The sequence below is a fragment of the Flavisolibacter ginsengiterrae DSM 18136 genome, assembly GCF_059568575.1.
In genome coordinates, this window is the sequence record NZ_JCANTR010000011.1 from 91,933 (window position 1) to 105,403 (window position 13,471).

General features: G+C 42.7%; 9 protein-coding genes. 7 read left to right on the top strand and 2 right to left on the bottom strand.

Going from position 1 to position 13,471, the window contains the following annotated elements:
* The first annotated feature begins 216 nt into the window (after window positions 1–216).
* The 4 genes from gcvT (at window position 217) to BP74_RS12835 (ending at window position 6,608) form a co-directional block, all read left to right on the top strand.
* Window positions 217–1,302 carry a glycine cleavage system aminomethyltransferase GcvT gene (gcvT, locus tag BP74_RS12820; RefSeq protein ID WP_496374722.1) on the top strand — a complete coding sequence of 362 codons (1,086 nt, stop codon included), beginning with the start codon at window positions 217–219 and terminating at the stop codon, window positions 1,300–1,302.
* Between the two features lie 56 nt (window positions 1,303–1,358).
* On the top strand, window positions 1,359–1,835 hold the full coding sequence (locus BP74_RS12825; protein ID WP_496374724.1) for an SRPBCC family protein: 477 nt from the start codon (window positions 1,359–1,361) through the stop codon (window positions 1,833–1,835).
* A complete protein-coding gene (locus BP74_RS12830) occupies window positions 1,832–2,560 on the top strand; it encodes a 2-phosphosulfolactate phosphatase (RefSeq protein ID WP_496374726.1) in 729 nt (242 codons plus the stop codon). Before BP74_RS12825 ends, BP74_RS12830 begins: the two co-directional genes overlap by 4 nt.
* Window positions 2,561–2,855: 295 nt before the next feature.
* Window positions 2,856–6,608 (top strand): DEAD/DEAH box helicase, encoded by a 3,753-nt coding sequence (locus BP74_RS12835; protein ID WP_496374728.1) that lies wholly within the window; start codon window positions 2,856–2,858, stop codon window positions 6,606–6,608.
* Window positions 6,609–6,616: 8 nt separating this feature from the next.
* Here BP74_RS12835 and BP74_RS12840 read toward each other — a convergent pair whose 3' ends face one another.
* On the bottom strand, window positions 6,617–7,024 hold the full coding sequence (locus BP74_RS12840; protein ID WP_496374730.1) for a hypothetical protein: 408 nt from the start codon (window positions 7,022–7,024) through the stop codon (window positions 6,617–6,619).
* A 211-nt stretch (window positions 7,025–7,235) separates the two neighbouring features.
* On the opposite strand from BP74_RS12840, the gene BP74_RS12845 reads away from it, so the two are divergent.
* Together BP74_RS12845 and BP74_RS12850 are read left to right on the top strand one after the other, a co-directional pair.
* On the top strand, window positions 7,236–10,091 hold the full coding sequence (locus tag BP74_RS12845) for a TonB-dependent receptor (RefSeq protein WP_496374732.1): 2,856 nt from the start codon (window positions 7,236–7,238) through the stop codon (window positions 10,089–10,091).
* Between the two features lie 318 nt (window positions 10,092–10,409).
* Window positions 10,410–10,997, top strand: a complete 588-nt coding sequence (locus BP74_RS12850; protein ID WP_496374734.1) for a hypothetical protein — start codon at window positions 10,410–10,412, stop codon at window positions 10,995–10,997.
* 93 nt (window positions 10,998–11,090) lie between these two features.
* On the opposite strand, the gene BP74_RS12855 is transcribed toward BP74_RS12850, so the two are convergent.
* Window positions 11,091–11,891, bottom strand: coding sequence for a GLPGLI family protein (locus tag BP74_RS12855; protein ID WP_496374736.1), 801 nt, complete (start codon window positions 11,889–11,891; stop codon window positions 11,091–11,093).
* A gap of 123 nt (window positions 11,892–12,014) precedes the next feature.
* Between BP74_RS12855 and BP74_RS12860 the strand changes: the two genes are divergently transcribed.
* Complete coding sequence (locus tag BP74_RS12860) at window positions 12,015–13,445, top strand: sensor histidine kinase (RefSeq protein ID WP_496374738.1); 1,431 nt, start codon at window positions 12,015–12,017, stop codon at window positions 13,443–13,445.
* Window positions 13,446–13,471 lie beyond the last annotated feature (26 nt).

The window sequence follows — 13,471 nt, forward strand, 5'->3', positions numbered from 1 at the left end:
GTCAATTCGGTTGAAGTTATCCGCCTTAGGCGGGTATCTGCGGCTCCCAATTCTTTGGGAGCCTTTTTTATAGCTTTACGGATTAAAGTTCTAATGACTTATTTATGTTTGTTAACGCATCATGAAATGCATTAACAGGGTTTACACACGTAACTTGTTTATTAAATACAGGTAAATGGAGCTTCAGACTTATTTTTGCAATCCTAAATTCAAAGAATGAAGAATACTCCTTTCACTGAAAAACACATTGCGCTGGGTGCTAAAATGGCCCCTTTTGCAGGCTATAATATGCCCATCAGTTATACCAGCATAAACGAAGAACATCAAACGGTTCGTAAGAATGCCGGTGTGTTTGACGTAAGCCATATGGGTGAATTTATGCTGAAGGGAGAAAATGCTTTGGACCTTATTCAACGCGTTACCAGTAATGATGCTTCAAAGCTAACTGCCGGTAAAGCACAGTATAGCTGCCTGCCCAATGAAGAAGGCGGCATTGTTGATGACCTGCTGATCTATTGCATAGAAGAGAACAAGGTCTATATGATCGTTGTCAATGCCAGCAATATTGAAAAAGACTGGAACTGGATACAAAAGCAAAACAAGAACAAGGTGGAGATGCATAATATCTCTGATGATACTTGTCTTTTGGCTGTTCAGGGTCCTAATGCCACCAAAATCTTACAGCCATTGACAGATATGGATATCATGAACCTTAAGTACTACACATTTGTGAAAGGTCGTTTTGCGGGAGTGGACAATGTATTGGTGAGTGCCACAGGTTATACAGGAGCAGGCGGGGTTGAAATCTATTTTGAGAACAAAGGCGATAATGCAGACAAGATCTGGAATGCCATTTTTGAAGCGGGTGGTCCTCAGGGATTAAAACCAATAGGCCTGGCTGCCAGGGATACCTTGCGTCTGGAGATGGGTTATTGCCTGTATGGTAATGATATTGATGATACAACTTCTCCGCTGGAAGCGGGGCTGGGCTGGATCACTAAATTCTCCAAAGATTTCACCGGCAAAGAATTTTTGGAGCAGCAAAAGCAGGAAGGAATAGAAAGGAAGCTCATTGGCTTTGAAATGATCGATAAAGGAATTCCCCGCCACGGTTATGAAATAAAAGACCATAGTGGTATGCTGATAGGTTATGTTACTTCCGGCACACAATCTCCCAGTCTCGGAAAAGCAATAGGCATGGGTTATGTGCGCAATATGTTTGCTACACTAGACACGACAATCTTTATTAAAGTTCGTGATAAGCTGCTGCTGGCTAAAGTGGTAAAAGTTCCCTTTAGCTAAAAGGAATCGCGTATGGTCATTGGTCAACTATTCATTAATCCTGAACAAAAACCCTGATGTCCTTTATCCATTTAACAACCTTTATTGCAGCGCCGCAACAACGTGTGTTTGACCTGGCCAGGAGCGTGGATGTTCATAAATATTCCATGACGAACTACCAGGAACAGATCGTTAAAGGAACCATGTCCGGAGTAATGAATTTGAATGATGATGTCACCTGGAAGGCAAAGCATTTATTTCGGGAGCGGGTGTTACGGGTAAAGATCACAGAAATGAAGGGCCCTGATTATTTTGCCGATGAACAGGTGGAAGGCGATTTCAAGCAGATGAAGCACGAACATTATTTTAAGCCCGCAGAGAACGGGACAATTATGATTGACCAGTTTCGTTTCGAAACTAAAAAAGGCTGGCTGGGAAAATTGTTTAGCCAGTTCTATTTAGAAAAATACATGACAAGGTTACTTACAGAAAGGAATAACATGATCAGGAAGATCGCTGAAAGTAACCAGTGGAAACAATTCTTGGAAAAATGAAGAAACCATCTTTATATACTGTCCTCTCCCCCGCTCTACTTCATTTATATGATGTTAGCAATACCGTAGTAGTGGTGATAGACGTGTTAAGGGCTACATCAACCATTGCCACTGCACTATATAACGGTGCCAAAGAGATCATTCCGGTTGACAGTGTCGAGCGCTGCATACAACTGGGAAAGGAACTGGCATGTATCACTGCAGGTGAAAGAGATGGACAAATAGCACCGGGCCTGCAATATGGCAATTCCTCTTTTGAATACCCAAAGGAATTCATAGGTGGGAAAACTTTAGTGCTTACTACTACCAATGGCACAAAACTGTTGCACATGGCCTTGGCCAAGGGCGCCACAGAGATCATTACTGGTTCTTTTCTGAACCTTTCCGCTGTGTGTGATCATCTGCAGCAGCTTAATAAGAATGTGATACTGGGATGTGCTGCCTGGAAGGATAGGGTGAACATGGAAGACAGTTTACTGGCAGGGGCTGTAGTGTCGCGGGTAAAGGAACATTTCAATGTGAACTGTGATGCATCTCATATGGCAGAAAACCTGTACCATGTGGCAAAAAATGACCTCTATGAATTTATGAAAAGCAATGACGCCTCACATTACCACAGGCTCACCAATTTTGGATTAGAAAGAGATATTCGTCATTGTCTTACACCGGACCTGGCTAATATTCTGCCCGAATATATCAACGGCAAGCTGGTGATACAGAAATAGGGCATACAAGCCAGGATATCCAATCGCTTTCCGGGCCGAATTCAAAAGCTATACATGGTAAGACACCTATAATGTAAGAGTTCTTACTTCCGGGTATATTGTTGTTTTGACATAAATTTTAACGGAGAAATATTCGATTCCTTCAGGTATTCTGCTAAGGATTCCGTTACTTTTGCCAATTGGCCTTTTCTGAACGAAAAAGCCGTAATGGGCAGGATGAAGGCGTATTTTACCGTTATTTCCGCCTCCTTCTTTACCCAGCGTTTTGATTTGAAATCCTAAATCAGAAATTACTTTGGCTTTACCATACTTATTGAAATATGTATACACGCATGGAAGTGATGAAGTGATCCGCCGCGGAAAGAAGATCCATGCCATAGGCTTTGTGGAACTGGTGGAAAATGATTACCTGTTTGGATCTGCTGTATTCCGCGTAAAAGATGATAATTATTCCACTTTTTATAAGGTTTATGTATCCAATTACAAAGATCCCAGGTCATTATCGCTTCGCTGCGCCTGTCCCTATAATTTAGGAGATATCTGCAGGCACGAAGCTGCAGCACTTATCAGGTTGCAGGAGATGATTGATAAGGGCATGCTGGAATCGGATAACGTGGTTTATGACCAGCGGCACACGGTAGCCAAAATGAAAACAATTGATCTGAAAACGGTCCAGTTGTTATCGTCCCCTGATATTCTTTCTGAAGCAGAAGAATACCTCAAAAATTCCAAACCGGTAATAGAAAGCGCTAAAGAAGAAACGGTTAAAGCCACAGTGAAGTTAGATGGCCAGGATTTTTCCGTCATCATTCGCAGGAACGAAGAGCGCAATTTCGACACCAGCAGTGATTACCAGGATACGGAACATTTATTGAGCCTTCCTAAAGTGATCGTCTTTCTCCACCTGCTTTATACCAAGGGCCAGCAATATTTTGAAACCATTCGTAACTGGGATAAGGAAAAGAATAAATTGCTGGAAGCATATGGCTATACACTTAAAGATGACCTGAAAGGAAAATTTGAATTCAATTATAAGGATGGTAAACCTTACCTGCGTGTATTGGACCCATCCATAAAGAGGATAGCTGCGCCCATACCTTCATCAAGGCCCCAGTTTGAAAGCATAACCGCGGTTGTTGAAAAAGAACCCGAAGTGCGGGAACAGGTCATCACCAAAAGACTTGGGGTGGTATTCAATTTCAATAAGAATGCTTATCCTTTTTTCACAGTAGACCTTGTGGAAGGCGAGATGGATGAGGAAGCCAACTTTGCCAGTACGGTACAAAAGCTTGAGCTGGGAAAGTATGTGAATATTGATGCCTATAACGATGAAGACAAAGCAGTTTTGTTATTGGTGCGCAAGCTGCAGGACCAGGAGATCAATAAATATGTAAACCGCAACTCCCCTTTTAGTGGTATCTGGGAAAATATTATTCATCATGAAGATGACGAATTGCCTGGTGAAACAAGGAGCCTGATAGCGGAATATTTGCTACCCAGGTTAAAGAAACTGGTCTCAGAGGCTGGTACAGTTCCATCCTATGTTTTATCAAAAGGAAAGACCTTTAAAACAGCTAACCTGGAAAGAGTGGAGTTGAGCCCGAGGTATATCATTCCGCAATTCAATGTAACAACCAATGGTAAGAATTTCGAGATAGAGTGCTATGTAAAGCCCGATGCCGTACCATTTGGTTTGCAGGATAATGAAGTGCAGTCAGCGTTGCTATTTATGTATAATCACCTGCTCTATATTTGGGACAATGCCGAAGCTGTAGAAACAGCTGAGAAGTTTTTACCCAAGGGAGTAATGAAGGTCAAGGCAGAAGATTGGCCTTCCACACTGAGCAAACTGGTTATGCCACTGACCAAGGAATACAAGGTTGACTTTGAGAAATCACTGGTGTCGGAGATCAAGGATGGTGAGCCCGAGGTAAAATTATTCCTGCACGAAAAAGGTGAATACCTTGTATTCCAACCCATATTCAGCTATAAGGGATTTGATACAAAAGCTAAGGACAAAGATGAAATGATCATTCCTTACCAGGATAAGGTGATCGTTGTTTACCGCAACCGGGAAGCCGAATTGCGTTTCCTTGAAAAGTTGCAGACACTGCACTCTAACTTCATTTCTTATGATGATGGTGCCGCACTGGCTTTGAAAGGTTCGGATGTACTGAAGAACAACTGGTTCTTTCTTTTTGTGGATGCCATGAACGAGGCAAGGACACCAGTATATGGTTTTGAAAGTTTAAAGAACTTCCGTTTTAATACCGCCAAACCACAAACACACATATATATCAGCTCTCATACAGACTGGTTCGATGCCAAGGTGGATATCATCTTTGGCGATCAGAAAGTGAGTGTGGCAGAAGTGAAGAAAGCGCTGGCCAATAAGCAGCAATTTGTGCAATTGAATGATGGCACACTGGGCATTTTACCCGAGGAGTGGTTGAAGAAATATTCGTTGTTGTTCCGGGTGGGTGAAGGACGTACTGATAAGCTGAAACTTAGTCGCTACCACCTGAGTGTTATTGATGAATTGTATGAGAACAGGAACGAGGAAGAGTTAACCATTGAGCTGGAAGAAAAGTACAGCCGCATTCGTGAATTTGACAAGATAAAAGAAATAGAAGCGCCGCAAAACCTGCAGCCTATTCTCCGTCCTTACCAGGTGGCAGGTTACCAGTGGTTGAACTACCTGAATGAAGTAAGCTGGGGAGGTATATTGGCAGATGATATGGGTTTAGGTAAAACCGTTCAGGCCCTTTCTTTTCTGCAGCATTACTATGAAGAGCACGATGGAGAACTGAGGGCTTTGGTGGTTTGCCCTACCACGCTGATCTATAACTGGGAGAATGAGATCAAGAAGTTTACTCCCTCACTGGAATATTATATTCATCATGGTTCCATGCGCATCAGGAACATTGAAGAACTGAAGAAACATCATGTTATCATCACCACCTATGGCACATTGCGCAGTGATATCAAAATATTTACACAGGTGCCACTGGATTATGTAATCCTTGATGAATCGCAGGCTATCAAGAACCCTTCCAGCAAGGTTACCAAGGCCGCTTCCCTGCTGCATGCCAAGAATCGTTTGTGCATGAGTGGTACCCCTTTGCAGAACAACACTTTTGACATCTATGCACAAATGAATTTTTTAAACCCGGGCATGTTGGGTTCAGTAGAATTCTTCCGCCAGGAGTTTGCGATACCGATTGACAAATTTGGGGAGACAGAACAAAAAGAGCATCTGAAGAAGATACTTTATCCTTTTATCCTGCGTCGCACCAAGGAGCAGGTGGCCAAGGATCTGCCAGATAAAACAGAGACGGTCTTGTTTTGTGAGATGGAGCACGACCAGCGAAAGATCTATGATGCCTACCGCAACGAATTTAGGGCCAAGATCATGGGTACTATTGAGGAGCAGGGCATTCAAAGGTCGCAGCTTACCATTTTACAGGGTTTAATGAAGTTGCGCCAGATATGCGACTCTCCGGCAATTCTGAATGAGCAGGAGAAGTTTGAAAACCATTCCATAAAGCTGGATGAACTGGCAAGGGAGATCACTGAGAATATCGGTAATCACAAGGCCCTGATATTTTCTCAATTCCTGGGAATGCTGGCACTCATTCGTCATAAGCTGGAAGAGTTGGGCGTCAAGTATGAATATTTTGATGGCAGCACATCGGCACCCGACCGGGAGAAAGCCATACAAGCCTTCCAGAACGATGAGGAAACAAGAGTGTTCCTGATCTCTTTAAAAGCAGGAGGCGTGGGTCTTAACCTCACCGCTGCCGATTACGTGTATATCGTTGATCCCTGGTGGAACCCTGCCGTTGAGCAGCAGGCTATTGACCGTACCCACCGTATCGGTCAAACGAAAAACATCTTTGCTTACCGGATGATCTGTAAGGATACCATAGAAGATAAGATCATGCAGCTGCAGGAAAAGAAAAGATTGCTGGCTAAAGAACTGATTTCTGACGATGCTACATTTGTCAAGGCCTTGAGCCGCGAGGATGTGGAATACCTGTTTAGTTAAACCGGTTCTTAATTGGCGCCGAAAAGGATCTGCATTTTCCTGTTTTTTGATGGCTCTTTTGAAAAAAGGGTTAACAGGCTATTTTTCCTGTCAATATATCCCATATTGTTAAGGTCCTGTGGAGCATAATTATTATAAAACCCTAATAACAGGCTATCTCCTTCTATCTTATAGGTGCCGGCGTATAGATCAGCCTTATTGCTTGCCGGATCTTTTCCGAAATAATCAAAAAAGTTGTTTTGCCTGAGGTTCAGGTAATAATCGCCTTCCTTTGCTGTTAGTATAATGGGAGATTTCCTCTTATCTCTTGTGTCCTTTTTCACCTCCCTGCTGCTGGATTTTTCAGGAGTAGTGCAGGAATTAAAAGCAATCAGGAAGATAAACAGTAAGATGCGCCAGGATTTTGGGCTATTCATAAGTCTACAGTTGCAATTTTATTGCCATTATTAATCATGGATTTAATCTATTATCTTGGTCTTGTATTCCAAACCTATGAAAGAGTCTTTTGGGCTAAAACTGTAGCATGACCAGGTACCCGGTGTATACGACCATTCATCCAGCCCTTAACGTTATTTAACACCTCTTCACTTCGTTTGCGAATATCTTCGTACACACTTAACTTGGCTTATGAAGAAGGTCTTCCTTTTCAGTTTGATTCTCTTTTTAATCGGCATAACCACCTATGCTCAAAAGGTAAGCGGCACGGTAAAAGGTGTTTTACAGGATTCAGCTTCCACCTCTCCTTTAGCTGATGCCACGGTATCCGTGGTGCGACTACCCGATTCAACATTGATTTCTTTTACACTTACTGGTCCATCAGGACAATTCGAGATCAAAAACTTAGACGCAGGTGATTATGATCTCATGGCCAGTTTTACGGGATTACAAACAGCCAAGAGAAAGTTTTCCATTTCTGCTTCAAAGCAATTCATTGATATGGGTCCTGTAAAGCTGGATCGTTTTTATAAATCCATGCAGGAAGTGATCATCAATGAAGCACCGGTGAAGGTGAATGGTGATACGATCGCATTCAAAGCAGATGCTTTTAAAACAAAACCTAATGCAACAGTGGAAGACCTGCTAAAGAAATTACCCGGGATGCAGGTGGAGCGGGATGGAACTGTGAAGGCACAGGGAGAGCAGGTGCAGAAGGTCTATGTTGATGGAAAAGAGTTCTTTAACAATGATCCAAAGCTGGCCACTAAAAACCTTACAGCAGATATGGTGGACCAGGTAGAAGTATTTGACGACATGAGTGAACAGGCCAAGTTCAATAAAATTGATGATGGAAGCAGAACCAAAGCACTGAATCTGAAATTAAAGAAGGACAAAAAGAAAGGGGTTTTTGGTAAGGCTTATGCCGGCTACGGTACCCATGAACGTTGGGACGGTGGGTTAAATGCCAATATGTTTAAGGGAGCCACACAAACATCAGTTATTGCGAAGGCCAATAATACCAATAATATTGGGTTCACCTTTTCTGATATGATCGGGGCCTTTGGTACCGGTGGTGGAATGGGTGGCTTTGGTGGAGGTGGAATGAATATCGTCAAGGCCGGCGGTGGTGGGGGTGGCAGCTTTGGGGGCCTGAACCTGGGAACTACTGGAAGTGGTGTCACCAAATCTTCGCAGATAGGAATCAATTACAGGGATACATGGAGCAAGTACTTTGATGTGAACGGCAGCTACTTTTTCAATCATGTAAATACAGATAATGACCGTAACAGCTTTCGAACCACCCTGACTGCCGATTCTACCCTTTTTACTGATGACAGGGCTATATCCAAAGCAGAAAACGACAACCATAAGGTGAACTTCAACCTGGTATTTACGCTTGACTCTTTCAATTCCATCATTTATAATCCTAACCTGACCTACCAGAAATCATACAATACTTACAGCATTGACAGTTTTTACACGGATGCCTTAAAAGATGGCACCCGTTACCGTACCAATGAAAGCAGGTCTGCTAAGGTTAGCGATGGTGATGGATATAACTGGACCAACAATCTTATCTGGAGACGTAAATTCCGACGTCCCGGACGAACCCTTTCACTAAACCTTACCAATACCCTTTCTGAATCACAACGTAATGCCTATTCCCTGCTCAGTGCAAAATATTATAGTGTCGGAGGCGCAAAATGGAAAGACAGTACCGCCAATAATCTGAATAAGACTGAGAGCGGCAATAATAATTATGCAGTGACATTTTCCTATACGGAGCCATTGTCCAGGGATAAGATACTTGAGGTAAACTATAATCATAACAACAACAGCAGCCAGTCCGACCGGGAGTTATTTGATTATAATGCTGCAAATAATCAATTTGACCTGCCTAATGAAAGGCTGAGCAATAATTTCGAGTCTCAGAATATCTATGATAAGCTTGGTACCAATTTCAGGGTGGTCAAAAAGAAATATAACTACCAGTTAGGTTTTGCGGTGCAGCAAGCCACACTGGAAAATAATAACCTTTCCAAGAATAGCAATATCAAACATACCTTCCTGAATTTCCTGCCTACTGCTTCCTTCAACTACCAGTTTGCCCGGAGCAGGAGTTTCCGTTTCAGTTACCGGGGCACCACGCGTATGCCAAACGTTACACAGCTGCAGGATGTGGAGGATGTTACCAATTACCCCTACATCACCAGGGGTAATCCTTCATTAAAACAGGAGTTCAATCATAATATATCATTAAGCTATAACTTCTTTGATATCATCAAATTCAGGAACCTGTTTGCCTTTGTGACCTTTACCAGTACAGAAAACAAAATAGCCAATTACATAGAACAGTTACAGGGTGGCCTTGCCCAGCGCTCTATGCCTGTGAACATTAGTGGCGGCATATACAGCATTAATGGAAACTTTAACCTGGGCTTCCCGATCAAGCAATTAAAGGGCGGCAATTTCAATACAAATACCAGGATAGGATATAACAGGGACGCTAATTTTATTGACAGGGTCAAGAATTTTACGAAGACAGTTACGGCCGGTGAGGACCTTCGCCTAAGTTATTTCTGGAAAGAGAAGCTTGACCTGGGCGTAAATGCAGGTGTAACCTATAATTCCGTGAATTACAGTGTACAGGCCCGTAATAACACTTCTTATTTTACCCATACGTATTCCCTTGACGCGACTTATAATTTTCCTTTTGGATTTATCATATCCTCGGACTTTGATTATACTTTCAATACCGGCAGAACGAATGGATACAATCGCAATTACGCCATGTGGAATGGAAGTATAGCCCAGGAAGTATTGAAAAGCAAGAGAGGAGAAATTAAGCTATCAGTATATGACATCCTCAACCAGAACGTGAGTATTACCCGCAACACCGGAGCAAATTATATCGAGGATGTTCAAAGCAGTGTATTGAACCGCTTCTTTATGCTGACATTTACCTATAAGCTAAACCGGATGGGCGGCAGGACAATGCCGGCTATAATGGAAAGGGCTACCAAAGGATTAAGGATCACCCAGTAATAAAAATCCCCGGCCTTGGCCGGGGATGTAAATTATTTGAGTACTCGTTTATTAGCCGGTACATAGCTTCGTGCTACTGTAGACCTCCCAAAAAGCAGTACACCCAAAATAGATTTGGTAAAACGCCACAAATTGAAGGAAGGGCGATAATACGCCTTATAGATCTCAACCTCCTGATGGGCATGGACAATGTTCTTGTTTTTCATAATGGATGGTTTTTAGAAATGTGGAAAAACTGTGAAGAAAGTTAGGTATTTCTATTGACAAAACGAAGCTTTTATCTATTTTGGTACCGAATTATTGTTAAAAATCCCACCAATGAAAATCCTTAAGACCAGCTTAATTGCTTCTGTTATTGTATTGTATGTATCGCCGGCCAGGGGACAGATTCGCATTCCCGTGACCAATAATGACCTGAGACATAACCTGGAGAAGGTTATTGCAGATTTCCCCCAGGAACTGAGTTCCATAAAGGGTAGTATGATAGAACGGAATCCACAGACAGTGGAATATGCTACCGTTTTAAAATTTGAAGGGGCAGAGGAAAATACGGTTACCCAGTATATTTCTACCAAGCCTGTTTACAGCTGGCAGGCCACCGTTCTCACTTCGGAGGATTTTGAAGAAGCCAGTAAAAAATATAAATGGCTTTGCAACCAGCTAAAGGTGATGACCATTAATATGGGCAATGGCTATACTTTTTCATTAAATGGTGATTATGAGGCGCCAGATGATAGTAAAAAGTTCAGCATCAGCACTTTCCATCTTACACCCGCCGCCACCTACATGCCCAAACTGAAAGTGGAAGTAGGTATGCAGTTTTATTTTCCTGAATGGAAGGTGGTATTAAGAGTTTACCAGAAAGAAAGGGAGGATAATGAAAGGGGTGATGTCAACGAGGATTAACCACCAGGGTACCCCCATAGCCTCCATCAAACAAAAAAGCTCTCAACCCGGGTAAGGATTGAGAGCTTTTTTGTTTCTGGCTATTTCATGTTTCTATTGTTGTATCCTGATCCTGTTTCCATTGCCACCATTGGGCATATTCCTGCGCATTTCCTCCATCAGCTTTTCCCGCTCTTTAGCGAATTCCGCTGCTGTAAGTTTTTTACCATCATTGGGTTCTTTCAATTTGCCAAGGTTCACCCTGGGAGATATTTCAATAGCCTTATAAACAGTTTGTCCTTTATTGACATCCAGTTCCAGGATGGCACCTGGCAACTGACCCTGCATCTCCGGACCTACAGGTACGGGTATGTCAGAAGTAAACCAGGCTACTACTTCTGAAGTGTCAGGAATTACCTGGCGTTTCATTTCTCCATTCTCCATGGTCATTTGTGTGCGGCTGGAGATACGTTGGCCGATAGCTTTATGTGTAGAATAGTTCAAAATACTTTTGGTCTCACTGGTCAGTTTCCATTGTCCTTTGTGTATGCTGTCCGCTACAACAAAGTTCCGGTCCATGATCTCTCTTTGATCCGTTCGCGTGCCTTTGTCAAAGTTGTAATAAGAGATCTCATTAACGCCACCGAAACGCAGCACTACTCCATTTCCAGAAAAAGTCCCGGGATCTTCGTTTGTAGCGTTAGGAAGGAATTGCCATAAGGATTGATTATTGCCAAACAGCAATTCGAATTGATCGGTTCTTGATTTAGGGATCTGTGAGGCAATGGCCGGATCGGCATTGAACATCCTGGCAGGAAGCTGGAGGGTGCGTTCATAAACAATTCTGCCTTCTTTCATTTGAGCATGTAAAGAGAAAGAACTGCAAACAGCGGCAATCAATAAAAAATGTTTCATCGCATAAGCATTTTACCAAAAGTAAATCCTTAGCTTTTCACAGTCTGTTAATAGTCGTTTCTACTACGTTAATAATGGTTAAATCCCGTATGAACGGTAAATGAAAAGGGTAATTTTGTCAGGATGCGCAAATTCAGTTATAGTAAAGGTTTACCGGTTTTAATGGTGTTGACCATTATGGCTATTGCTGCTTTCCAGATCTACTGGTTAAGCAAAGCATATGACCGGGAGAAGCGAAACCTTGAAATGCGCACCAACTTCATGTTCAGGGAAACAGTTTTTGATTTGCAGGGTTCCAAATTAAAGCTGGACAAATTGGTAACGGATTCTTCTCCTGCCACTAAAGTTTTTATTCAAAAGGAATTGCAGGGAAAGCATGGACATGGCAATCACGGGGCTGACCAAAAAGTTATTAATATGGTTGACATATTGACGAGGAAAGTCAGGGACTCTTCTTCCAAAACCATATTGATTCGGGGTTCCGATACGGTTCGCCTGTCTAATAAGAACCTAACAGGAAGGCGCAACCGTTTGGTGCAATTTCTTTTTGATGTGGATTCGGTCCAGGACTCGCTGAGGGTGAGAGAATTGCAAATGGCTTATGCCCGGAAACTGGAAGACCAAAATATATCTGTGCCATTCAGCATCAGCCGTGTCAAAACCGAAGAAACAGAAAAGCCCGTTTTTAACCAGGTTACCCTCGGCTTTCAAAATCCCATCACCTATGAATTGAATTTACGGAACACTACTTCCTTCCTTTTAAAACGCATCAGCATACCCATACTTTTCTCCCTGTTCCTGGTAGGTTTTACTTTCTTATCTTTTTCATTGTTGTATGGCAACCTGTTGAAACAGCGAAGACTGGCAGATATCAAGAATGAATTTATCAGCAATATCACCCACGAGCTAAAGACACCCATTGCCACGGTAAGTGTAGCTATCGAAGCATTGCGCAGTTTTAATGCCTCCATGGATCCACAGCGAAGCAAAGAATACCTCGATATCTCGGCGAACGAATTGCAGCGGTTATCCCTGCTGGTGGATAAAGTTCTCAAACTTTCCATGTTTGAGAAAAAAGAGATAGAGCTTAGGTATGAACCTCTCGATATGAAGGAACTGGTGGAAGAAGTCACATCCTCCATGCGATTACAGTTTGAGAAAAAAGGCGCGCAGGTGACTACGCATGCTGAAGGGGATACGCACCTGGAAGGAGACAGGCTGCACCTTGTCAGCGTGATCTTCAATATGCTGGACAATGCCCTGAAATATAGCTCCGATCACGCTGAGATCAATTTAACCATCAAAGGCCTCTCGAATAAAGTGCAATTGATCATTACAGATTCAGGCATTGGCATACCTGCAGAATACCAGGACCGCATATTTGAAAAGTTCTTCCGGGTTCCTACAGGCAACCTGCACAATGCAAAAGGTTATGGCCTTGGATTAAGTTATGTATCTCATGTTATTACCAAACACCATGGTAACATCCGCGTGGAATCACAGGAAGGTGATGGCAGCAAATTCTATATCACCCTCCCCAGGCACCAGGCATAATGCCATAGCATGGCTAAAATAACCGG